Origin of the sequence: Bacillus sp. AM1(2019) (assembly GCF_009906915.1) — a bacterium.
In the GTDB taxonomy this organism is placed as follows: domain Bacteria; phylum Bacillota; class Bacilli; order Bacillales; family Bacillaceae; genus Bacillus; species Bacillus velezensis.
In genome coordinates this window covers 2,375,074-2,398,871 of the sequence record NZ_CP047644.1, presented here as the reverse complement: position 1 = coordinate 2,398,871, position 23,798 = coordinate 2,375,074, and the positions used below count along the sequence as shown (strand labels likewise).

Here is a 23,798-nt window from a genome sequence, read left to right as displayed (position 1 = left end):
GGTGACTGGATTTGCAGATTAAAGAACAGCTGCGGCAGCTGAAACCGTATCAGCCGGGCAAACCAATAGAAGAAGTGAAAATGGAATACGGGCTTGAGAAAGTAGTAAAACTCGCTTCTAACGAAAATCCGTTCGGCTGTTCACAGGCCGCTAAAGATGCGCTGCATCAGGAGATTGAGCAGCTTGCGCTGTATCCCGACGGTTACAGTGCCGCTTTGAGAACGCGGCTCAGTGAGCATCTGCAGGTCAGTGAATCTTCTATTATTTTCGGCAACGGCTCTGATGAGCTTGTGCAGATTATCTGCCGTTCTTTATTAAATGATCAGGCAAACACGATTACCGCCGCCCCGACTTTCCCGCAATACAGACACAATGCGGTGATTGAAGGCGCTGAGGTGCGCGAGGTGCCGCTCCGCAGTGACGGCGCTCATGATTTGGACCGGATGCTGGAAGCAATTGACGGCAAGACGAAAGTCATATGGGTATGCAACCCCAATAATCCGACGGGGACATATACTTCTGAGCAAGAGCTAATTGCCTTTTTAAACAGAGTTCCCGAGCATATACTCGTTGTACTTGATGAAGCGTACTACGAGTATGTTACGGCGGAAGATTACCCAGAAAGCATTCCGCTTTTAAAGCAATATGCGAATGTCATGATCCTCCGCACCTTCTCTAAAGCGTACGGACTTGCCGCGCTGCGTGTCGGATACGGCATTGCGGACGAAGCGCTGATCCGCCAGATTGAACCGGCGAGAGAGCCGTTCAATACGAGCAGAATCGGTCAGGCTTCGGCACTGGCAGCGCTTGATGACCAGACATTTATTCAGGAATGCGTCGAGAAAAATAAAGCAGGCCTTAAGCAGTATTATGATTTTGCAGAAACTCACGGATTAACTTGTTATCCTTCACAAACCAACTTTGTGCTCATTGATTTTAACCGCCCGGCGGATGAACTGTTCCAAGCCCTGTTGGAAAAAGGATATATCGTCCGCTCAGGACAGGCGCTCGGATTTCCGACAGCGTTAAGGATTACGGTCGGTACGAAAGAGCAGAATGAGGAAATTCTCACAATTTTAGCTGCAATATTATAAGAGGTGATCAGGCATCACCTCTTTGCTCTATTAAAATAGTTGAAAAAGGAAATGAGTGAAATGAAGGATACTATATTGCTTGCGGGGATCGGGCTGATCGGCGGATCGATCGCATTGGCCATCAAAAAGGAGCATCCGCATAAACGGATTATCGGTGTGGATATTTCGGAAGAACAGCTCACTGCCGCGCTGAAGCTCGGAATTATTGACGAGCGGGCCGGCTCATTTACGGAAGGGGCGCAGCAAGCGTCTGTTGTCATTATCGCCACGCCTGTCGCCCAAACGCTGAAAATGCTCGATGTCCTGGCCGAATCAGACATCACCCATGAACTCCTGATTACGGATGTCGGCAGCACGAAACAGAAAGTCGTCAGCTACGCCGACAAAGTGCTTCCGGCTCACTATCAATTTGTCGGCGGCCATCCGATGGCGGGATCTCATAAATCCGGGGCCGCTGCCGCGAAAGAATTTTTATTCGAAAATGCGTTTTACATTTTAACACCCGGAAAATCAACTTCTAAAGAGTCAGTAACGCATCTGAAGGAACTCTTGAAAGCGGCAAACGCCCACTTTGTGGAGATGACTCCCGAGGAGCATGACGGCGTAACGAGCGTCATCAGCCATTTCCCTCATATCGTTGCTGCAAGCCTCGTACATCAGGCTCATCATGCTGAAGAAGATTATCCGTTTTTGAAACGTTTCGCAGCCGGCGGTTTTCGGGACATCACCAGGATCGCCTCAAGCAGTCCGGCGATGTGGAGGGACATACTTCTTCATAACAAAGATAAACTGCTTGACCGCTTCGAAGAATGGAAACGGGAGATTGACACGATCGAATCTTATGTAGAAAATGAAGATGCGGACAGCCTGTTCGGATATTTTAAAAAAGCGAAAGATTATCGCGACGGTCTGCCGCTCCGTCAAAAAGGAGCGATCCCGTCCTTTTATGACCTTTATGTCGATGTTCCCGATCATCCGGGGGTCATTTCGGAAATTACGGCGATATTGGCAGAAGAAAAAATCAGTATCACCAACATCCGCATTATCGAAACAAGAGAAGATATTAACGGAATTCTCAGAATCAGTTTCCAGACTGATGATGACAGGAAGCGGGCGGAAACCTGCATTCAATCCCGCGCTAAATATGACACATTTTACGCTGACTGAGGTGGAAAACATTGAAAAGAGAAAAAGTGACGTCTTTAAACGGTGAAATTCATATTCCGGGGGATAAATCCATCTCCCACCGTTCTGTTATGTTCGGAGCGCTTGCGGAAGGAACGACAACGGTAAAAAACTTTTTGCCCGGAGCCGATTGTCTGAGCACCATTGCCTGCTTCAGAAAAATGGGTGTCTCCATTGAACAAAACGGAAGTGATGTAACGATATACGGGAAGGGCATTGACGCACTTAGTGAGCCTGACAGCCTTCTTGATGTCGGAAATTCCGGCACGACCATCCGCCTGATGCTCGGCATTTTAGCCGGACGCCCATTTCACAGTACGGTAGCGGGGGACGAAAGCATTGCAAAGCGCCCGATGAAGAGGGTGACAGAGCCTTTAAAACAGATGGGAGCCGCGATTGACGGAAGAGCGGACGGAGGATTTACGCCTTTATCCGTAAGAGGCGGACAATTGAAAGGCATTGATTACGTCTCCCCTGTTGCAAGCGCGCAGATCAAATCCGCCGTGCTGCTTGCCGGATTGCAGGCTGAAGGGACGACAACCGTCACTGAGCCTCATAAATCAAGAGACCATACGGAACGGATGCTGAACGCTTTTGGCGCCAAGCTTGCGGAAACGGAGACGAGCGCTTCCGTAACGGGCGGTCAGAAGCTTCGGGGGGCTGATATTTTCGTGCCCGGCGATATTTCTTCAGCAGCCTTTTTCCTCGCCGCAGGTGCTGTCGTTCCCGGAAGCCGGATTGTGCTGAAAAATGTCGGCCTGAATCCGACACGCACGGGAATGATTGATGTCTTAAAGCAAATGGGGGCTTCACTTGAAGTGATTCCTTCAGAAGCGGACAGCGCGGAGCCTTACGGAGACCTGGTTATTGAAACTTCAGATCTGAAAGCGGCAGAAATCGGCGGAGAAATCATTCCCCGTTTAATTGACGAGATCCCGATTATCGCCCTTTTGGCAACGCAGGCTGAAGGCACAACTGTCATTAAAGACGCTGCGGAGCTGAAGGTGAAGGAAACGAACCGGATCGACACCGTCGTATCAGAGCTCCGGAAAATCGGTGCAGACATTGAACCGACTGAAGACGGCATGAAAATACACGGCAAAAAAACGCTTGCGGGCGGAGCCGATGTGTCAAGCCACGGCGACCACCGCATCGGCATGATGCTCGGTATCGCTTCATGCCTGACAGAAGAGCCGATTGACATCCGTGATACTGAGGCGATCCATATCTCATATCCGTCATTTTTTGAGCATTTAGATCAATTAGCCAAAAAAGCCTGAAGACGATTCTTCGGGCTTTTTTCTTCATGAGTCATAAAATCTTGGGCTTTGACATAGCTTGTCTTAAACAGAAAAATAAAAGAAAGGGGGAATGCGTTTTCGTTACAGAAACAGCCGGAACAAATTGCGCTGTTTGCGTATAAAGATGCCGTCCCCTTTTTTGCCGTTTTCCTCTTAACCATTTTCTGATAAACTATAATGCCGGGTGAAGCATCTTATTTGCGGGCAGGCCCTGTCTGAATTATGATAAGAATAACCCGAATAAAAACCCTTTTCATTGGTTGATGAGGTATAGGAAAAGAAAGGACCGGTCTGATTTGAATACATTGATTCAAGAAGCCATAAAATTAGTTGAAGCAGGTGAAACCGAAAAGGGACTCAAAGCGCTTTCAAAAGCTGAAACGCAGCTTCATGACGAAGACAAAGCCATTGCAGCCCAGCTCTACTATGAATGGGGAAACGCCGAAAAAGCGTTAGCGCTGATCAGTGATCTGCATGACCTTTATCCGGATGAGTCTGAGCTGACGAATTTTTACGCCGAATTGTTAATAGATATTGATGAAGAAGAAAAAGCTCTTGAGGTGCTGGAGACGATTTCTCCGGAAGACCCGTCTTACGCGGAAAGCCTTCTTTTAATGGCTGATCTGTATCAGATGCAGGGCTTATTTGAAGTAAGTGAGCAAAAGCTGTTACAGGCGAAAGCGATGTTACAAGATGAACCTGTTATTGATTTCGCTCTGGGGGAATTATACTTCACTCAGGGGTCATACGCAAAAGCCGTTCCGTACTATGAAGAGACGGCAAAAGAACGGCACGAAATCGGCGGCGTAAATGTTCATCAGAGGCTGGCTGAGTCATTGAGCGCGGCGGGCGAATTTGAGGAAGCGATTTCATGGTATGAAAAAGCGGCGGCAGAACATACAGAACCGAATACGATTTTCGGATACGGGTTCACAGCCTATCAGGCGGGAATGGTCAAAACAGCCATCAAGCAGCTGTCTGATTTAAAAGGGCTTGACCCTTCCTATTCATCGCTTTATATGCCGCTTGCAAAAAGCTATGAGGCAGAAGGCATGTATGAAGATGCATTAAAAACCGCTAAAGAAGGTATTACTTACGATGAATACAATAAAGAGCTTTTTCTCTATGCGGCGAAAATGGCGTTAAAGCTCGGCAACGAAGAGGAAGGCAAAAAGCTTCTTCAGGAAGCGCTGGCGCTCGATCCGGGTTACGTGGAAGCGCTCCATACGCTTTTAGCCGTCTATCATAAAGAAGAAAGCTTTGAAGAGATTATTGATCTGATTCAGGAAGTCCGCGGCTACGGAGAAGAAGATCCGAAATACAATTGGTATTTGGCGGGTGCCTATACAGGCCTTGAGCAATACGCTGAAGCGAAAAAAAGCTTCGAAGCTGCGTATCTCCATTATCAGGATGATCGGGATTTCTTATATGAATACGCTCACTTCTTATTGGAAGAGGGCCTCCAGAAAGAAGCGCTGCCGCTTTTAAAACAAGTGCTTTCAATGGATGGAACAAACGAAGAGCTTGAAGAAACAATCTTACGGATAGAGGATGAATTTTTAAGATAAGCAGGATTTTGGACCATGCTTGCTGAATGTATAAGTGATGTCAGATTATACGATCGATAGAGGAGGGAATTACATGCAGACCCCTGTTTCTGTCAATGAAAAAAAGGATTTTATCCGTTGGTTTTTAAATCATTATCAGCTTAAACGCCGGGAGTGCGTCTGGATTTTAAATTATTTAATGAGTCATGATTCATTAATGGAAAAAGTCCATTTTGTAGAACAAGCCGAATTTTGCCCGCGAGGCATTATCATGTCTACTCATTGCGTTGATGAGGTGCCGTTTAGGTTTTACAAAGAAAATGTCATGACTACGGACGCGGAAAAATCTTTTCACGACATCCGGTTAAATAAACAGCAGGATTTATTTATCCAGCTGAATTTCCGTTCGGCCTACAGCTCACCGGAATATGCCGCTGTTCTTGAATCAAATCCGCATCTGCCGAAAGACCTGTTTGAAAATAAACAGGATCAGGGGATGGCTGAAAAAATATTAGAACATGCCATTTCCACTTTCCAGCGGGAAAAGCTGCTTAAAGATATCGACGAGGCGCTGGACCGCCACGACAAAGAAACATTTGAAAAGCTTTCCCGCCAATTGAATCAGCTCACATAAATGACAGCCTTGCAGAGTATGCAAGGCTTGTTGCGTAAAGAGGAGGAACGAGACATGAGATGGAGGGCCGCTGATGCCGATGCCTATTTACAATCTGCGGATTACATTGATACCGCTGTCATTCCGTTAATTTCCATAACATCTTCAGGAGGCTTAAAAGAGGCCGTTGAACAGGGGGAAAGCACCCAATTGCTTTCTGAAGAGCTTGAGCGCCAATTGAAGGGACGGGTATATTTATTCCCCTCTTATACATATGTTGATATAGATCAATCACAAATCGCCCTGCTTCAAAAACTCAAAGAAGAGGTGATGACCAACTTCCGGCACGCCTTGTTCCTGACGGCAGACGAAAAATGGAAGGATTCTGAAATAGAGTCTGATGTCATATACATACCTGCCGTTCCGTTTGAACATATGAAAGACTCTTTAAAGAGAAAAATAGCGGATGACAAGTGCGGAGAAATTTTGAACGTTTTGTTACAGAAGTGGAACAATTCTTAAAAACTCCATACATCCCGCAAAACACCCGTTTTGCCTCTGTTGACCTTGCTGAAAGATTCATATATTATGAGGGTGTCAAATCTCTGAATTATTTTCTATTTTAGTTAATTTTTGGTCAATCTTTAGGGGGGGAAGAGATGGGCGGAAAACAAGATATATCAAGAAGACAATTTTTAAACTATGCGCTCACCGGCGTGGGGGGATTTATGGCCGCCAGTGCGCTTATGCCCATGGTCCGTTTTGCGCTGGACCCGGTATTAAAACCGACGGGAGATCAAAAAATGGTGCAGGTTGTCAGTGTGGATGAGCTGACGAAGGAGCCGAAGCGGTTTGACTTTAAAATTCATCAAGTCGACGCCTGGTACGAATCGGAAGAATCCAGGTCAGCCTGGGTTTACAAGCACGGGGATGAAATTATAGCGCTTTCTCCGATCTGTAAACATTTGGGCTGCACCGTAAACTGGAACAATGATCCTAAAAATCCGAACAAATTCTTTTGTCCCTGCCATTACGGGCTGTATGAAAAAGACGGCACGAACGTTCCGGGCACGCCGCCGCTCGCGCCTCTTGACCGTTATGAGCAAAAAGTAAAGGACGGCTTTTTGTATCTTGGAAAAGCAAAGCCTAGGGGGGAAGGGTGACATGCTGAATAAAATTTATGACTGGGTGGATGAACGTCTCGATATTACGCCGATGTGGCGGGATATCGCCGACCATGAAGTGCCGGAACATGTAAATCCCGCTCACCATTTCTCGGCTTTTGTCTATTGTTTCGGCGGTTTGACGTTTTTTGTAACCGTTATCCAAGTGCTGTCCGGGATGTTTTTAACGATGTATTATGTGCCGGATATAAAAAACGCGTGGGAATCCGTGTATTATTTGCAGAATGAAGTCGCTTTCGGGCAGATTGTAAGGGGTATGCACCATTGGGGCGCAAGTTTAGTCATTGTGATGATGTTTTTACATACGCTGCGGGTTTTCTTTCAGGGAGCTTATAAAAAGCCTCGGGAATTGAACTGGATCGTCGGTGTTCTGATCTTTTTTGTGATGCTCGGTCTCGGTTTTACAGGGTATCTGCTTCCGTGGGATATGAAGGCGCTGTTTGCGACAAAGGTAGGTCTTCAGATTGCGGAGGCGACGCCATTGATCGGAGCGCAGGTGAAAACTCTTCTTGCCGGCCACCACGATATTGTCGGCGCCCAAACGCTGACGAGATTTTTTGCGATTCACGTATTTTTTCTCCCTGCCGCTTTGTTTGCGCTCATGGGCGCCCACTTTGTCATGATCCGCAAGCAGGGAATTTCAGGACCGCTTTAATACAAATCTGATATAAAAGGGAGGGGATGACATGCACCGGGGGAAAGGAATGAAGTTTGTAGGAGATTCAAGGATACCGGCTGAAAAAAAACCGAATATACCGAAAGACTATTCAGAGTATCCTGGAAAGACAGAGGCGTTTTGGCCGAATTTCCTGCTGAAAGAATGGATGGTCGGGGCCGTTTTCCTCGTTGGATTTCTCGTTTTAACGATTGTGCACGAGCCGCCTTTAGAACGGGTGGCGGACCCGACGGATACAGGGTATATTCCGCTGCCGGATTGGTATTTTCTATTTTTATACCAGCTATTAAAATATGAATATGCCGCAGGGAGCTACACCGTTATCGGCGCGATGATTATACCGGGTCTTGCCTTCGGGTCGCTGCTTTTGGCTCCGTTTCTCGACAGGGGGTCTGAAAGAAGGCCGTGGAAACGTCCGGTTGCGGTCGGGATGATGCTTTTGGCGCTTTGCGCTACGGTCTTTTTAACGTGGCAGTCAGTCGCGACGCATGACTGGGCGAAGGCGGAGGAGCAAGGGAAAATCAAAAAAGAAGCCGCCATTGATACTGAATCAGACGGTTATAAGGTATTTAAAGAACAAGGCTGTATTTCCTGTCACGGGGATAATCTTCAAGGCGGAAGCGCCGGTCCGTCCCTGGTCGATAACGGGCTGAGCCCGGAAGAAATTAAAAAAATCGCCGTCAAAGGGAAAGGACAGATGCCAGCCGGTATTTTTAAAGGGAATGACAAACAGCTTGATCAGCTGGCGAAGTTCATTTCTGAAACGACAGCGAAATAACGTATTGTGAAGCAGACAATAGCAGGATATACTTTTATGAAAAGAGCTGACCGGATGTCAGCTTTTTTTGCATGATACATACTTTTTACGGACTGAGAGTTGATGGTATGAGGTGGATTTCTTATCTTTTAGGGTTGCGCGGCATGCTTCTGCTTGTTCTTGCCGTTAATTTTATCGGTACGGTGTACGGCTATTATTGGTATGTGCCTCAGCTTGCGGACACGCCGTTCCGATTTCTGATATTTGTGCCTGACAGCCCGACGGCGACGTTTTTCTTCCTGTTCGTGCTTCTGGCATTTCTCATGAAAAGAAACGCGCCGCTGTTTGAAGCGCTGGCTCTTGTAACCCTTGTAAAATACGGGCTGTGGGCGGTCGGAATGAATGTCTTTGTGCTGGCCAAAATGGGGCAGATGCCTTGGGAAGGGTACATGCTGATTGCTTCACATTTTGCCATGGCCGTTCAAGGCGTTTTATACAGCCCGTATTTTCGGTTCCGGTTATGGCATCTTGCCGCTGCCGCTGTTTGGACGCTTCATAATGATGTCATTGATTATCTTTTCGGCATGATGCCCCGCTACTCAATGCTCAATGACTATATGCAAGAGATCGGCTATGCTACATTCTGGCTGAGCATATTTTCACTCGGCCTTGCATACTATTTGGTGATTTCCAAAAGACGGATAAAGCTTGACTTACACTGATAGAATCTTGGTCTAACCTTGTCCCGCTCCTCATATTCTGTAAAGAGAAGGAGTGGGAGGGACCTCTATGAAACGAAAGCTGACGATCTGTCTTTTACTTGCTCTTATGTGTTTCATCACAACTGCCAAAGCTGAAGATGAGGGCGGTCTCAAGGAACTGAACGACCTTTCGGATACCGTTTTCCAAATGACGCGGCATTCGCAGTATGATGAGGCTCTGCAAGTGCTTGGCTACTTTAAGAAAAAAATGACACACGTAAACTCACTGAGCGGCGCCGAAGTCAGGCAGGTGACTCTGGGTTTCAATGATTTAGTGCGCGTTCTGAAACAGGCAGACGCCTCAGATAACGAAAAAATCCGGGCAGCCGCCCAGTTCAGGTTGGTAATGGATGCGATGGAAGACCACTCCGATCCGCTGTGGGGTTCGCTTGAAAGACCGATTATGGCGACATTCAGCGCCTTAAAAGAAGATGTCAGCGGAAACGGAAGTGAAAATTTCAATGAAAAGTGGAATGAATTTATATCATTATATGATTTAATTTATCCCAGCCTGACAATGGATGTGTCTGCCGGCCAGCTTGATACGGTGGCGAAACATATCGAGGTGATTGAGCAGGAAGGGTTTCAGCAGATGACAAAAGGAACAAAGCTTGAGCGTCTGACGCTCCTGCAGCAGGATTTAAAGCGGGTTTTTGACAAGGTGGAGCGGGATGACGCTGATCCTTCGCTGCTCTGGGTCATTCTGACAACAGGCGGTATCATTATTACTGCGCTGACATATGTCGGCTACCGAAAATACAGAGCGGAAAAAAAGAAAGAGAAAAAGCGTGAGTATCCTAAGTCTAAATAAACACAAATTGCTGTAAAGGAGCTAAGCCAGTGAAAAAACTCATCCAGCAATTGGCTTCAAAACACCTCCCGCAGCCGATCAGAGGCAGAAAAGGGGCGACTGACGAAGGACCGCGAAACCTCGCGCGTGACTTCCAGAATCCTGACATGCTCGTTCCGCCTTCAACGGATGCAGGAACGGTTCAAAATTTGAAATTCTCATTTTCTGATACGCATATGAGGCTTGAAGACGGAGGATGGTCCAGAGAGGTGACGGTAAGGGAACTGCCGGTATCCAAAAACATCGCGGCGGTGAACATGAGACTGAAGCCGGGAGCTGTGCGGGAGCTTCATTGGCATAAAGAAGCCGAATGGGGATATGTGATTAACGGAGGAGTCCGTTTAACTGCGGTCGATCAAAATGGGCGGAATTTTATTGATAATGTCAGTGAAGGGGATCTGTGGTATTTTCCTTCCGGCATTCCTCATTCCATTCAAGCATTAGAGCAGGGAAGTGAGTTTTTGCTCGTCTTTGATGACGGCTCTTTTTCAGAAAACAGCACCTTTTCAGTAACGGACTGGTTTGCCCACACCCCGCGCAGCGTGCTGGAGGCGAACTTCGGTGTTCCGGGTTATGAGTTGGCTTATATTCACAAGAAAGAGCGTTACATGTTCCAGTTGGAACCGCCTCCCCCTATCGAGCAGGCAGCAGTTTCTTCCCCGGAAGGCACCGTTTTGGAGCCGTTCAGCTACAAGCTTTCCCGGCAGGAGCCCCTTGTTACCAGCGGGGGAAGAGTAAAGATTGTCGATTCAAAAACGTTTAAGGTGTCAAAAACGATTGCCGCAGCTCTTGTGGAGGTCGAACCCGGGGGCATGAGAGAATTGCATTGGCATCCGAATACGGACGAGTGGCAGTATTATCTTTCAGGAGAAGCGAAAATGACGGTGTTTGCGGCGGAGGGAAGAGCGCGGACATTTAACTATCAAGCGGGTGACGTAGGATATGTTCCTTTTGCAATGGGACATTATGTTCAGAATACCGGTGACACCGTGCTTCGCTTTCTGGAAATCTTCAAAAGCGACCGTTTCGAAGACGTCTCTTTAAACCAATGGCTGGCACTGACGCCGCAGCGCTTCGTCGAGCAGACGCTCAATGTCAGTCCGGCATTCGCCCGCCGATTGAAAAAGAAAAAATCACCGGTTGTCAAATGGAAACACGAACAGTAAAGGCGGCAAAAGCCGCCTTTTTATTATCGTCTGATCGGATTTTTATTTTCATCAAGCGTAAATCCTTCGCCGAGCACATCATGGACGTCGCTTACTGCAACAAAGGCGTGCGGGTCAACGGAAGTGATGACGCTTTTCAAAAGCACAATTTCGTTTTTCGGAACGACGCAGTAAAGAACGTCCCTGTCTTCTTTTGTATATGATCCCTGTCCTTTCAAAACGGTGACGCCGCGCTCCATCTCTTCAATGATTTTTTGCTGGATCAAATCATTTTTCGAAGAAATAATCGTTGCCCCTTTTGCGGCATAGCCGCCTTCCTGTATAAAATCAATCAATCTCGCAGCGACAAAAACGGCTACAAGCGTGTACATCGCTTCCTTGTAAGAAAGATACGTAAACAAAGAAAGAAGAATGACACAGGCGTCAAAGGCAAACATCGTCCGGCCCATCGGGATTCCGAAAAATTTGTTGATCAGCCTGGCGATGATATCGACCCCGCCCGTCGTGCCGCCGTATTTAAAAATAATGCCGAGACCCGCGCCGATAAATACACCGGCGAACAAGGCGGCCAGCGCTAAATCATGGGACAGCGGCATATGAATTTCGTAGCGCTGAAAAACACTCAGAAAAACAGAAAGAGAGACGGTGCCGATCAGGGTATAGACAAACATCGTCCGGCCGAGCATACGCCAGCCGATGAAAAAGATAGGAATGTTCAATACCAGGTTGGAAATAGAAGGGCTGATGTGGAATAACGCATATAAAAGCAGCGTAATGCCGGTAAATCCGCCTTCCGCCAAATTGTTCTGCATATTAAAGTGAACCAGTCCGAATGAAAAAACAGCGGCGCCGATTAAAATAAAGCAAATGTTTTTGATTCTGATTTCTCCAAGCATTGCATCAAACCCCTTTTCCTTCCATAAGATTGCGTAAATATTATAGTGGATACAAAAGAAAACAGCAAACTGCCGTTTTTAACATTTGTCAAATGTACTTGAATTAGCTAACATGGAAGAGATGACAGGAGGTATTCGCACAGTGAGTGACAAAACGATGAAAGACTTACAAGCTGAGGTCGATGAATATATCGGCCAATTCAAAGAAGGCTATTTCAGCCCGCTTGCCATGATGGCCCGTCTCACGGAAGAACTGGGCGAACTTGCAAGAGAAGTCAACCATTATTATGGGGAAAAGCCGAAGAAAACGACGGAAAATGAGAAAAGCATGGAAGAGGAAATGGGCGATGTGCTGTTCGTCCTGATCTGCCTCGCCAACTCCCTTGATATTTCATTGGAGGAAGCTCATAACCGCGTCATGCATAAATTTAATACACGTGATAAAGACCGCTGGACTAGAAAAGAAGAAGGAAAGTAGGAGAAACCATGTCAAATGAAACCATTAAAGTCGTCATTGCCGGACCGAGAGGCAGAATGGGCCAGGAGGCCGTAAAACTTGCCGTCCGCACGCCTCATTTTGAGCTTGTCGGCGCCATTGACCATACATATGATCAGCAAACATTGCGGGAAGTGATGTCAGCTGATTCAGACGCTCTTATTTATACGGATATCCGCGCATGTTTCCAAGAAACAAAACCGGATGTGCTGATCGATTTGACAACGCCTGAAATCGGCAAAAAACATACGAAAGCCGCTCTTGAACACGGCGTCCGCCCCGTTGTGGGAACGACAGGATTTTCTGAAGCGGATTTAGAGGAGCTTCAAGCCTTGACTGAAGAAAAAGGAATCGGCGCCATCATCGCTCCGAACTTTGCATTGGGCGCGGTGCTGATGATGAAGTTCTCACAAATGGCCGCCAACTATTTTGAAGATGTAGAAATCATTGAGCTTCATCATGATCAAAAGCTGGATGCCCCGAGCGGAACGGCTCTGAAAACAGCGGAAATGATCTCAAGCGTCCGTACAGAAAAGCAGCAGGGCCATCCTGATGAAAAAGAAATTCTGCCGGGCGCCCGCGGTGCTGAATTAAACGGCATCCGCCTTCACAGCGTGCGTCTGCCGGGCCTTATCGCCCACCAGGAAGTCATGTTCGGCATGGACGGCCAGACGCTGAAACTGCGCCATGACTCCTATAACCGGGCTTCCTTTATGTCAGGAGTGAAGCTGTCAGTGGAGCAAGTGATGAAAATCGACCAGCTTGTATACGGACTCGAAAATATTATCGACTGAATCGGCAAGGGGGAGAACATCAAATGAAAATTGCTTTGATTGCTCACGATAAAAAAAAGCAGGATATGGTTCAGTTTACGACCGCATATAAAGATATATTGAGCCATCATGAGTTATACGCGACAGGTACGACGGGCCTGAAAATCCAGGAAGCGACCGGATTGTCTGTTGAACGTTTTCAATCCGGCCCGCTCGGCGGAGATCAGCAAATCGGCGCATTGATTGCAGCAAATGCCCTGGATCTCGTCATTTTTCTGCGCGATCCGTTAACTGCGCAGCCTCACGAACCGGATGTCTCGGCGCTGATCCGGCTGTGTGACGTATACGCGATCCCGCTCGCCACAAATATGGGAACAGCGGAAATCCTCGTCCGGACGCTGGATGGCGGGGCATTTGATTTCCGCAATCTTGTGCGCGGAGGAGAGCCGAATGTCTGAACACGTTGATATTCTGGCGTTCGGCGCCCATAGTGATGATGTCGAGATCGGTATGGGCGGCACGATCGCAAAATTTACGGCTCAAGGAAAAACCGCGGTGATATGCGATTTGACCGAGGCCGAACTATCATCTAACGGAACGGTAGGGATAAGAAAAGAAGAAGCGGCAGAGGCGGCCCGAATTCTCGGCGTAAAAGAGAGAATCCAGCTTACGCTTCCCGACCGCGGGCTTTTGAAAAGTGAGGAGGGCATCCGCCGGATTGTCAGTGTCATCAGAGCCTGCCGGCCGAAAACCGTTTTCATGCCTTATCCGAAAGACCGTCATCCTGACCACGGCAATGCGGCGGCTTTGGTCGAAGAAGCGGTGTTCTCGGCGGGAATTCATAAATACAGAGATCACCAGGAACTGCCGGCTCATAAGGCTCAGCGCGTATACTATTATATGATCAACGGGTTTCACCGTCCGGACTTTGTAATCGACATAACGGAAACCATCGATCTGAAAAAAGAAAGCCTGCACGCCTATCAAAGCCAGTTTATTCCTACGGCGCAGTCAGTGAACACACCGCTGACCAACGGTTATATCGAAATGGTGGAAGCGAGGGAAAGACTGTATGGTAAAGAAGCCGGGACGGGGTATGCCGAAGGTTTCTTTTCAAAACAGCTTCCCGTTTTGAATGATGATGTTTTTGGGGGCGGACAATGAGACCATTAAAAATAGGGATTACATGCTACCCGAGTGTCGGAGGCTCGGGTATTATTGCGACGGAACTCGGCAAGCTGCTTGCGGAAAAAGGGCACCAGGTTCATTTCATCACATCAAGCATCCCGTTCAGATTAAATACATATCATCCGAATATTCATTTTCATGAGGTGGAAGTCAACCAATACGCGGTATTTAAATATCCGCCTTATGACCTTACGCTGGCGAGCAAAATCGCCGAGGTTGCCGCGAGGGAAAATCTTGATATCATTCACGCGCATTATGCGCTGCCGCATGCGGTATGCGCTTATCTCGCCAAACAGATGCTCAAGCGCGACATTGGCATCGTGACGACGCTTCACGGTACGGACATCACCGTTTTAGGATATGATCCGTCATTAAAAGATTTAATCCGTTTTGCCATCGAAGCGTCCGACAGAGTGACGGCGGTATCAACCGCGCTTGCCGGAGAAACATATGACTTAATCAAGCCGGATAAAAAAATTGAGACCATCTACAACTTTATTGATGAACGTGTTTATCTTAAGAAAAATACAGAGAGTATAAAAGAGAAGCATGGCATTTTGCCGGATGAAAAGGTCGTCATCCATGTTTCGAACTTCAGAAAAGTAAAACGTGTTAAAGACGTCATCCGCGTTTTCCGTAATATCGCAGCCAACACAAAGGCGAAGCTCCTGCTTGTCGGCGACGGGCCGGAAAAGTGCGTCGCTTGGCAGCTTGTCGAAAAATACGGACTGCAGGATCAAGTGCTGCTCCTCGGAAATCAGGACAGAGTGGAAGAGCTGTATTCCATCAGCGATCTTAAGCTTCTTCTGTCTGAAAAAGAAAGTTTCGGACTCGTCCTCCTTGAAGCGATGGCCTGCGGCGTGCCGTGCATCGGAACAAATATCGGCGGAATCCCGGAAGTGATTAAAGATCAAGTAAGCGGTTTTCTGGTGGAAGTCGGAGATATTCAGGCGGCATCTGAAAAAGCGCTTGCCGTTTTAGAAGATAAACAGCTCAGCAAACGATTGACTGATCATGCGCTGAAAATGGTGGAGACCGCCTTTTCTTCGCAAAGAATCGTCAGTCAGTATGAACGGATTTATGACGAATTGGCAGGACCGGAGTGATCTTATGGAACAGGAATTTGTCAAAGCCCTCCCCATCCTTCATCATCTGATGAAGGCGGGCCATCAGGCGTACTTTGTCGGGGGAGCCGTCAGAGACAGCTATATGAAACGGAAAATAGGTGATGTGGACATCGCAACCAGCGCTTCGCCGAATGAGGTGGAGCGCCTCTTTAAGCGGACTGTCGATGTAGGAAAAGAGCACGGCACCGTAATCGTCTTGTGGGAAGATGAAACCTATGAAGTCACCACTTTTCGCGCCGAATCAGAATATAAGGACTACCGGCGCCCTGAAGCTGTGCGGTTCATTACTTCTTTATCAGAAGACTTAAAGCGGAGAGACTTAACGATAAATGCGATGGCGATGTCTGCCGAGGGAGAGCTGCTTGATTATTTCGGAGGCGCGCATGATATCGGTCAAAAGCTGATCCGTACGGTGGGTAATCCTGAAGACCGTTTTCGGGAAGACGCTCTGCGGATGATGAGAGCCGTCCGCTTTATGAGTCAGCTCGGCTTTCTGTTAGAAAAAGAAACAAGAGAGGCCGTCATAAAAGACAGGGAGCTTTTGGCACATGTATCAGTAGAACGAAAGACCGTCGAATTTGAAAAGCTGCTGCAGGGCGCTTCCTCACAAGAAGCGATCCAAACGATGGTGCAAACAGGTCTGATACAAGAGCTGCCCGGCCTTTCCGGTTATGAGCAGCAAATGCTTGAAGCGAGCGGATTTCCGTTTTCTTCTTTAGATGCACGCGAAGAACGCTGGGCAGCGCTGTTATTGTTTCTCGGTCTTTGTCCGAAAAGCGCCGAGGCGCTTTTAAAACAATGGAAACTGCCGGGAAAAGTCATAAAAAAAGCGGTGCAGATCATAAGCATTTATCCGGCGCAGCTGGAAGCGGAAGCGATGTACCGGGCGGGAGAGGCGCTGTTTTCAGCCGTTAAAATCGGGATGCTGAAAAAGCATAAGACGATTGATGAACAAAAGCTGAAAGAGGTTCAGAGCCTGTATGATCAGCTGCCGATCAAAAGCCTTCGAGACCTCGACATTTCAGGCGCTGATCTGATGGAGCTCAGAAACCGCCGCGCGGGTAAATGGGTGGCCGAAGAACTTCGCCGGATCGAAGAAGCGGTATTGGCAGGGAAGCTCCCTAACCGAAAACATGACATAAAGGAGTGGCTCGCATCATGGGATCAACATTAAGAACCCGATTAATTGATTTATTTTCTGAGGCGGGTGACGGCTTTATCTCCGGGCAGAAAATAAGTGACGCGCTCGGCTGCTCGAGAACCGCCGTTTGGAAACATATAGAGGAGCTCCGCAAAGAGGGCTATGAGGTTGAGGCGGTCAGACGAAAAGGGTACAGGCTCATTAAAAAACCGGGGAAACTCAGTGAATCCGAAATCCGTTTCGGGCTGAAAACAGAGGTTTTGGGCAAACAGCTTCATTACCGGGACGTCCTGCCGTCCACCCAAAAAACCGCTCATGAACTTGCCAATGACGGTGCGCCGGAAGGGACGCTCGTAGTCGCCGATAAACAAACGGCAGGCAGAGGAAGAATGGCCAGAGTGTGGCATTCACAGGAGGGAAACGGGATTTGGATGAGCCTCATTCTGAGACCCGACGTTCCTTTGCAAAAAACGCCGCAGCTCACCCTGTTATCCGCCGTTGCGGTCGTTCAGGCCATCGAGGCTTTTACAGGTATACAGCCCGCCATTAAATGGCCGAATGATTTAATGATTCACGGCAAAAAAGCCGTCGGGATTTTAACTGAGCTGCAGGCGGAAGAAGACCGTGTCCGTTCGGTTATTCTCGGGATCGGCATCAACGTGAACCAGCAGGAAGCCGATTTTCCCGGCGAGCTTCAGGACATTGCGACGAGCCTGAGCATGGAAGCTGGCGAAAAAATTGACAGAGCGGGTCTGATACAAGAGATTTTGCTGACTTTTGAAAAACGCTATCAGGATTACTTGAACCACGGCTTTACACCGATCAAGCTGCTATGGGAAAGCTATGCGGTCGGACTGGGGAACGAGCTCAGAGCGAGAACGCTGCAAGGAACGTTTTACGGGAAATCGCTCGGCATTGATGATGAGGGAGTTCTTCTCCTGGAAACGAGAGACGGTATAAAGAAGATCTATTCTGCCGATATTGAGCTCAATTAATCTTAGTTGGTACAAGCCTCGTGAATTTGGTATACTTCCTATGGGCAGTATCATAATGAACTGCACCTGATCAGCAGAACAGAGATTACGAAAAGTCTGCCTTGATCCAAAAAAGGACTGGGACAGAGGGATGACATTCGCCGAACGTTAAACAAGTGGGAATCCTTCTTATTTTACAGAAGGCTTTTTTGCTTGCGAAGAATTGGCGGCTCATCTCCTCACCGTTTAGAGGAGGAGAAACAGAATGAAAACAAAACTGGATTTCATGAAAATGAAGGAAAACGGAGAGCCGATCGTGATGCTGACCGCTTACGATTATCCGCAGGCAAAGCTTGCGGAACAGGCGGGAGTCGACATGATTTTAGTCGGGGATTCGCTCGGAATGGTCGTGCTCGGACTCGATTCAACAGTCGGCGTAACGGTCAGTGACATGATTCACCATACAAAAGCGGTAAAACGCGGTGCGAAAAATACGTTTATCGTAACGGACATGCCGTTTATGTCTTACCACCTTTCAAAAGAAGATACATTGAAAAACGCCGCGGCCATTATTCAGGAAAGCGGCGCGGACGCGTTAAAGCTGGAAGGCGGAGACGGCGTTTTCGAATCCATCCGTGCGCTGACTCTCGGCGGGATTCCCGTCGTCAGCCATTTAGGCCTCACACCGCAGTCTGTCGGCGTATTAGGCGGATATAAAGTGCAGGGAAAAGATGAGCAAAGCGCGAAAAAGCTCATTGAAGACAGCATCAAATGCGAGCAGGCGGGAGCGATGATGCTCGTGCTTGAATGCGTGCCTGCTGAACTGACTGCTAAAATAAAAGAAGAAGTATCCATTCCCGTCATCGGAATCGGAGCCGGTTCAAAAGCGGACGGCCAAGTCCTTGTCTATCATGACGTCGTCGGCCACGGCGTGGACAGAACACCGAAGTTCGTGAAGCAATACGCCAAAATCGACGGCACGATTGAGTCGGCCCTCAGTGATTATGTCCGTGATGTGAAAGAACGGGTTTTCCCGGAAGAAAAGCATTCCTTTCAGATAAACCAAACTGTGCTGCAAGGCTTGTACGGAGGAAAGTAAGCGATGAAACAACTGACAGAAACTCAACAGCTGAAAGAATTAATTGCACAATACCGCTCAGAAGGCCGGACGATCGGATTCGTCCCGACAATGGGTTTTCTTCATGAAGGACATCTGACGCTGGTTGAAAAAGCAAGCAAAGAAAACGATATTGTCGTGATGAGCATCTTTGTCAATCCGACTCAATTCGGACCGGGCGAGGATTACGAAGCATATCCGCGGGATTTAAAGCGCGATGCCCGGCTTGCAGAACAGGCGGGGGCGGATGTTTTGTTTACGCCGTCTCCAAGTGACATGTATAAAGGCGAGCAAAATGTTGCCGTGCAAGTGAAAAGGAGAACTGACGTGTTGTGCGGCGCCTCCCGCGTCGGCCATTTTGACGGAGTGGCCACTGTGCTGACGAAGTTTTTCAATCTCGTTAAACCGACCCGCGCCTACTTCGGTCTGAAAGATGCCCAGCAGGCAGCGGTTGTGGACGGATTAATTGAGGACTTCTTTATGGATATCGAATTGGTTGCAGTGGACACGGTCAGAGAAGAAGACGGACTTGCCAAAAGCTCTCGCAACGTCTATCTGACTGAGCAGGAACGCAAAGAAGCGCCGATGATCTATAAAGCATTGCAGCAAGGTGCCGAACTGATCAGAGACGGTGAAAGAAATCCGGAAACCGTCATAAAAACCGTCACCGATATCATCGAAAACACAAGCGGCGTCATTGATTATGCCGAACTGTACGCTTATCCGGAGCTGACTCCGCTTAAAACATTAAACGGCAAGGTCATTCTGGCCTGCGCCGTCCAATTTTCTAAAGCCAGACTGATTGATAATATCATTATTGATATTGATGAATGGGAGAGATCATAATATGTACCGCACTATGATGGCCGGAAAACTGCACCGCGCTACCGTGACGGAAGCCAATTTAAACTATGTCGGCAGCATAACGATTGATGAAGATCTTTTAGATGCCGTCGGAATGCTCGCTAATGAAAAAGTTCAGATTGTGAATAATAATAACGGAGCGAGATTTGAAACGTATATTATTCCCGGTAAGCGGGGGAGCGGCGTCATCTGTTTAAATGGAGCTGCCGCCCGTCTCGTCCAAGAAGGAGATAAAGTCATTATTATTTCTTATCAAATGATGTCTGATCAGGAAGCAAAAAGCCATCAGCCGAAGGTGGCCGTTCTGGATGATCAGAATAAAATCGAGCAGATGCTGGGCCAGGAGCCGGCACACACGATTTTGTAAAAGAGCCCCCTTCATGGGGGTTTTCTTTTAAGATTTAGGGGCAAAAGCTGTTTTTTGGCTCCATTTCTCAACAAAACGTGTTACACTTTTCTCGTATGCAAGAATTGAGGTGTCCATTTTAATGAACAAACAACGGTTCGTTGTCATAGATGTCGAAACAACAGGAAATTCGCCGAAAAAGGGCGATAAAATCATTCAAATCGCAGCGGTTGTCATTGAAAATGGACAAATAACTGAGCGGTTTTCAAAATATATCAATCCGAATCAGGTCATCCCGCCGTTTATTGAACAGCTGACGGGAATTTCGTCCGGAATGGTTGAAAATGAACTGCCGTTTGAAGCGGTCGCAGAGGAGATTTTTCATCTGCTTGACGGCGCGTATTTTGTTGCCCACAATATTCATTTCGACCTCGGATTTGTCCGGCATGAACTGAGCGAAGCGGGCTATGAGCTGCCGGATTGTGAAGTGCTTGATACGGTTGAGCTTTCGCGTATTGTTTTCCCGGGGTTTGAAGGATATAAGCTCGGTGAGTTGTGCGCGGAGCTGAATATTGTTCATGACCGCCCTCACCGCGCAGACAGCGATGCGGAGGTTACGGGACTGGTCTTTTTAGACATTTTACATAAATTGAAACATTTGCCTTTACCGACGTTAAAGCAGCTTAGAAGGCTTTCACAGCATTTTATCAGCGATTTGACGCTGCTTTTGGATTCTTTTATACATGAAAGCAGGCCGGCGGAAGAAAAGAGCTGCATTCCATACGCCTCTTTTTCAATTAAAGAGCCCGAACACATTCCGGTTTCCCGTCCGGTGAATGCGGCCATTGACCTTGAAAAGTGGAACGAAGAAAAAGAACAGATCTTATCCGATATCATCCCCCGCTATGAAAAGCGGAAAGGGCAGCTTTCGATGATGGATGAAGTGCTCGGCGCCTTCCGCAATCGGGAGCATGCGCTGATTGAAGCGGCACCCGGCATCGGAAAAACGATCGGTTATCTCGTTCCGGCTGTTTTATTTGCCAAAGCGGAACAAACTCCCGTGATTATCAGCACGTACTCTACTCTTTTGCAGCAGCAGATCATGTCTAAAGATCTTCCGCTTTTGGAGCGTATGTTTCCTTGGCCGGTCAAAGCCGCTATTTTAAAAGGGAAATCACATTATCTGTGCCTGCCTAAGTTTGAACATATTCTGCATGAGGAAGATGACAACTATGATGCGGTTTTGACGAAAGCACAGCTTCTCGTCTGGCTGACGGAGACTGAAACGGGCGACGCCGCTGAGCTGAATCTTCCATCAGGCGGCAGATTGCTGTGGGAGCGCATGGCTTACGATGAGAATTCTTTTTTGAAAAAAGGGAAGGACTCGGCTGCCGGGTTTTATGAACGGGCTAAAGAAAAAGCACAGGCTGCAGATCTGATTATCACAAACCATGCTTTGCTGTTTTCAGATCAAAGCAGTGAAACGAAAAAACTGCCTGCAAGCGGAACGGTCATCATTGATGAAGCGCATCATTTCGAACGCGCTGCCAGCGAGCACCTCGGGAAGAGAGCTTCATACATCGGACTGCACACAAAGCTCAGCCGAATCGGAACCTTAAAGGAACACGGACTGTTAAAGCGGATGAGAAAACTGTTTTATACGTATGAACTGCCGGCGGAAAGTTTTTTTGACGCCGATGAGTGGATGAAGCATATTCAATCGGAAAGCGACGCATTTTTCAGTTCAGTGCATTCTTTTGTCAAACGAAGAAAACCTAAAGACGATCTGAACCGTCTCGTCTATAGTCTCAATCATAAAAGCCAGGATAAAGGGTTTCACATGATAACGGACGGAGCGGAGCGGCTTTGTGCGATGCTGGATCAGCTGCTTGACATGTTTTCAGTACAGGAGAAACTGTTACATCAAAAGCTTGAACAGATGAAAAGCGGAGCGGCTTTTTTAGCGGCTGAATATGTAAAGTGTATCAGGGGGCTGAAAGAATATCGCGATACGTTCAGCAGGCTGCTGTTTGAAAATGATGAGAAAGAAGCAGTTTGGGTTGAAATTGACGCGAAAGGCGCAAAAAATGCCGTCAGCATCTATGCGCAGCCTTTGGAGCCCGGTGAAATGCTGGCAGACCAGTTTTTCGCCCGCAAAAAAAGCGTTGTGCTCACATCAGCGACCTTAATGGTGGAGCAGTCTTTTCAATTTATGATTGAAAGGCTCGGACTTGCGGATTTTTATCCGCGCACCAAAAGCATCCCGTCTCCTTTTTCTTACGATGATCAGATGAACGTCATCATTCCGAAAGAGATGAAATCCGTTAAATATGACGGGGAGCGGGAAGTCATTGAGCATATTGCCAAGTATGCGGAAATCATGTCAAAGGGAAAACAGCCGAAGATCCTTGTCCTGTTTACATCTCATGATATGCTGAAAAAAGTGTATCAGGAACTGAAACTCAGTATGGAGATATCAGGCATTCAGCTTCTCGCCCAAGGTATTTCGGGCGGGAGTCCCGGTAAATTAATGAAAACCTTTAAAACAGCAAGCCGGGCGATTTTGCTCGGGACGAATCATTTCTGGGAAGGCGTTGATTTTCCGGGGGATGAATTGTCAACTGTCATGATCGCAAGACTTCCTTTCAGGGCGCCTGACAATCCGCTTCACGCCGCAAAATGCGAATTTGCCAAGAAGCAGGGGAAAAATCCGTTTCAGACGATTTCCCTGCCTGAGGCTGTGTTAACGTTCAGACAGGGGATCGGGCGCCTGCTCCGTACGGCGGGAGACAAGGGAACAATCGTTCTTTTAGATCAGCGTGTAAAGACGGCGGGTTACGGACGGCTGTTTCTTGAAGCGCTCCCGACTTCATCTCTTTTGGAGCTGACGGATGCCGAACTCGGGGCTTATGTCAGCCAAACGGAATAAAAGCCGCATAAACGCGGCTTTCGTGGTGTGGGATGAGGAATTGTTTTTATAGTAAAAGCGGGTTCATGCCGCCTTGTGATTTTATTATGCCGCGGGCGCATCCCGTTATGACTAACAAAATTTGTTCGACCGATGGAGGGTATAAAAATGGAAAGCAAAATTGAAATTCTGTCAACGATTAATGTGGAGCATTCAGATGATTTATATAAAATCGTCGATACATTAAACCGGACTTTGAAACGGGACAATCTGATGTTCGGCCTTGCGCTCGACGAAGAAAATCAAAATGAAGCGGTCTTCACCATTTATCGTACATAGGTGAAAAAGATGAGAAAAAAAGCATTAATATTTACAGCCGTATTTGGTATTATTTTTTTAGCAGTTCTTTTATTTTCGGCCGGCATTTTTAAATCTGCAATGGCTCAAAAAGAAGAAGGCCACGAAACAGCTGCCGCAGCCGCTAAAGAAAAAACGGATCTGACAGATGCTGAGAAAGTGGAGACCTTTGTCGGCAAACAGAAATATTATGTTGTTACCGGAACGGATAAACATGGAAAAGATATGTATGTATGGGTTCCGGCCGACAAAAAAGCAAAAATCCTCTCAAAAAAAGCCAGTGACGGCATTTCAAGCGGCAAGGCTGCCAAGATCGTTCGGGACGAAGGGCTTGTTTCCAAGCTGAATGGCGTTCACCCGGCGAGAGAAAACAATGTTCCGTTATGGGAAGTGACCTATATCAACAAAAGCGGGCAGTATAGCTTTAGCTATGTGGACTTTACAAGCGGCAAGATTCTCAAAAACATCACACCGTGA

26 protein-coding genes are annotated in these 23,798 nt (G+C 47.6%); 25 read left to right on the top strand and 1 reads right to left on the bottom strand.

What is annotated here, in order from left to right:
• Positions 1-11 precede the first annotated feature (11 nt).
• From hisC to GNE05_RS11770, 12 genes are all read left to right on the top strand, one after another.
• A complete protein-coding gene (gene hisC / locus GNE05_RS11825; RefSeq protein ID WP_014418253.1) occupies positions 12-1,094 on the top strand; it encodes a histidinol-phosphate transaminase in 1,083 nt (360 codons plus the stop codon).
• 51 nt (positions 1,095-1,145) lie between these two features.
• Positions 1,146-2,261, top strand: coding sequence for a prephenate dehydrogenase (locus GNE05_RS11820; RefSeq protein WP_160182837.1), 1,116 nt, complete (start codon positions 1,146-1,148; stop codon positions 2,259-2,261).
• 11 nt (positions 2,262-2,272) lie between these two features.
• Complete coding sequence (gene aroA, locus GNE05_RS11815) at positions 2,273-3,559, top strand: 3-phosphoshikimate 1-carboxyvinyltransferase (RefSeq protein ID WP_160182836.1); 1,287 nt, start codon at positions 2,273-2,275, stop codon at positions 3,557-3,559.
• Between the two features lie 317 nt (positions 3,560-3,876).
• On the top strand, positions 3,877-5,148 hold the full coding sequence (locus GNE05_RS11810) for a tetratricopeptide repeat protein (RefSeq protein ID WP_014418250.1): 1,272 nt from the start codon (positions 3,877-3,879) through the stop codon (positions 5,146-5,148).
• A gap of 73 nt (positions 5,149-5,221) precedes the next feature.
• Complete coding sequence (locus GNE05_RS11805; RefSeq protein ID WP_003153482.1) at positions 5,222-5,761, top strand: ReoY family proteolytic degradation factor; 540 nt, start codon at positions 5,222-5,224, stop codon at positions 5,759-5,761.
• 54 nt (positions 5,762-5,815) lie between these two features.
• Positions 5,816-6,262, top strand: coding sequence for a YpiF family protein (locus GNE05_RS11800; RefSeq protein WP_072177157.1), 447 nt, complete (start codon positions 5,816-5,818; stop codon positions 6,260-6,262).
• A gap of 137 nt (positions 6,263-6,399) precedes the next feature.
• The gene (locus tag GNE05_RS11795; RefSeq protein ID WP_003153484.1) at positions 6,400-6,903 is read left to right on the top strand and encodes a Rieske (2Fe-2S) protein; all 504 of its coding nucleotides are present in this window, start codon (positions 6,400-6,402) and stop codon (positions 6,901-6,903) included.
• 1 nt (position 6,904) lies between these two features.
• A complete protein-coding gene (qcrB, locus tag GNE05_RS11790; RefSeq protein WP_003153485.1) occupies positions 6,905-7,579 on the top strand; it encodes a menaquinol-cytochrome c reductase cytochrome b subunit in 675 nt (224 codons plus the stop codon).
• Positions 7,580-7,610: 31 nt separating this feature from the next.
• Complete coding sequence (locus GNE05_RS11785; protein WP_007409471.1) at positions 7,611-8,378, top strand: menaquinol-cytochrome c reductase cytochrome b/c subunit; 768 nt, start codon at positions 7,611-7,613, stop codon at positions 8,376-8,378.
• A gap of 107 nt (positions 8,379-8,485) precedes the next feature.
• Complete coding sequence (locus tag GNE05_RS11780) at positions 8,486-9,079, top strand: lipoprotein heptaprenylglyceryl N-acetyltransferase LhaT (RefSeq protein ID WP_021494235.1); 594 nt, start codon at positions 8,486-8,488, stop codon at positions 9,077-9,079.
• Positions 9,080-9,146: 67 nt separating this feature from the next.
• Entirely contained in the window at positions 9,147-9,929 is a 783-nt protein-coding gene (gene ypjB, locus GNE05_RS11775) for a sporulation protein YpjB (RefSeq protein ID WP_021494234.1), read from the top strand.
• Positions 9,930-9,958: 29 nt separating this feature from the next.
• Complete coding sequence (locus GNE05_RS11770) at positions 9,959-11,134, top strand: oxalate decarboxylase family bicupin (protein ID WP_021494233.1); 1,176 nt, start codon at positions 9,959-9,961, stop codon at positions 11,132-11,134.
• Positions 11,135-11,157: 23 nt separating this feature from the next.
• On the opposite strand, the gene GNE05_RS11765 is transcribed toward GNE05_RS11770, so the two are convergent.
• Positions 11,158-12,030 carry a YitT family protein gene (locus GNE05_RS11765; protein WP_003153493.1) on the bottom strand — a complete coding sequence of 291 codons (873 nt, stop codon included), beginning with the start codon at positions 12,028-12,030 and terminating at the stop codon, positions 11,158-11,160.
• Positions 12,031-12,172: 142 nt separating this feature from the next.
• Here GNE05_RS11765 and GNE05_RS11760 point away from each other — a divergent pair, with 142 nt between their 5' ends.
• The 13 genes from GNE05_RS11760 to tseB all read left to right on the top strand — a co-directional run bounded on the left by GNE05_RS11760 (position 12,173) and on the right by tseB (position 23,798).
• Complete coding sequence (locus GNE05_RS11760; RefSeq protein ID WP_003153495.1) at positions 12,173-12,508, top strand: nucleotide pyrophosphohydrolase; 336 nt, start codon at positions 12,173-12,175, stop codon at positions 12,506-12,508.
• An 8-nt stretch (positions 12,509-12,516) separates the two neighbouring features.
• Positions 12,517-13,320: a 4-hydroxy-tetrahydrodipicolinate reductase gene (gene dapB, locus GNE05_RS11755; RefSeq protein WP_003153497.1), complete on the top strand. Its 804-nt coding sequence runs from the start codon at positions 12,517-12,519 to the stop codon at positions 13,318-13,320.
• 23 nt (positions 13,321-13,343) lie between these two features.
• A complete protein-coding gene (gene mgsA, locus GNE05_RS11750; RefSeq protein ID WP_003153499.1) occupies positions 13,344-13,757 on the top strand; it encodes a methylglyoxal synthase in 414 nt (137 codons plus the stop codon).
• On the top strand, positions 13,750-14,463 hold the full coding sequence (gene bshB1 / locus GNE05_RS11745) for a bacillithiol biosynthesis deacetylase BshB1 (protein ID WP_094295998.1): 714 nt from the start codon (positions 13,750-13,752) through the stop codon (positions 14,461-14,463). The genes mgsA and bshB1 overlap by 8 nt, the downstream gene beginning before the upstream one ends.
• The gene (gene bshA, locus GNE05_RS11740) at positions 14,460-15,593 is read left to right on the top strand and encodes an N-acetyl-alpha-D-glucosaminyl L-malate synthase BshA (protein ID WP_020955989.1); all 1,134 of its coding nucleotides are present in this window, start codon (positions 14,460-14,462) and stop codon (positions 15,591-15,593) included. Before bshB1 ends, bshA begins: the two co-directional genes overlap by 4 nt.
• A 4-nt stretch (positions 15,594-15,597) precedes the next feature.
• Entirely contained in the window at positions 15,598-16,788 is a 1,191-nt protein-coding gene (locus GNE05_RS11735; RefSeq protein WP_022553039.1) for a CCA tRNA nucleotidyltransferase, read from the top strand.
• Positions 16,773-17,750, top strand: coding sequence for a bifunctional biotin--[acetyl-CoA-carboxylase] synthetase/biotin operon repressor (locus GNE05_RS11730; RefSeq protein WP_014418241.1), 978 nt, complete (start codon positions 16,773-16,775; stop codon positions 17,748-17,750). The genes GNE05_RS11735 and GNE05_RS11730 overlap by 16 nt, the downstream gene beginning before the upstream one ends.
• A gap of 244 nt (positions 17,751-17,994) precedes the next feature.
• Complete coding sequence (panB, locus tag GNE05_RS11725; RefSeq protein WP_007409480.1) at positions 17,995-18,828, top strand: 3-methyl-2-oxobutanoate hydroxymethyltransferase; 834 nt, start codon at positions 17,995-17,997, stop codon at positions 18,826-18,828.
• 3 nt (positions 18,829-18,831) lie between these two features.
• Positions 18,832-19,692, top strand: a complete 861-nt coding sequence (gene panC, locus GNE05_RS11720; protein WP_012117844.1) for a pantoate--beta-alanine ligase — start codon at positions 18,832-18,834, stop codon at positions 19,690-19,692.
• 1 nt (position 19,693) lies between these two features.
• Positions 19,694-20,077, top strand: a complete 384-nt coding sequence (gene panD / locus GNE05_RS11715) for an aspartate 1-decarboxylase (RefSeq protein WP_160182835.1) — start codon at positions 19,694-19,696, stop codon at positions 20,075-20,077.
• Between the two features lie 121 nt (positions 20,078-20,198).
• Positions 20,199-22,985: an ATP-dependent DNA helicase DinG gene (gene dinG, locus GNE05_RS11710; protein WP_103526785.1), complete on the top strand. Its 2,787-nt coding sequence runs from the start codon at positions 20,199-20,201 to the stop codon at positions 22,983-22,985.
• Positions 22,986-23,132: 147 nt separating this feature from the next.
• The gene (locus tag GNE05_RS11705; RefSeq protein ID WP_003153512.1) at positions 23,133-23,303 is read left to right on the top strand and encodes a YpmA family protein; all 171 of its coding nucleotides are present in this window, start codon (positions 23,133-23,135) and stop codon (positions 23,301-23,303) included.
• Between the two features lie 9 nt (positions 23,304-23,312).
• Positions 23,313-23,798: a cell wall elongation/penicillin-binding protein regulator TseB gene (tseB, locus tag GNE05_RS11700; RefSeq protein ID WP_022553042.1), complete on the top strand. Its 486-nt coding sequence runs from the start codon at positions 23,313-23,315 to the stop codon at positions 23,796-23,798.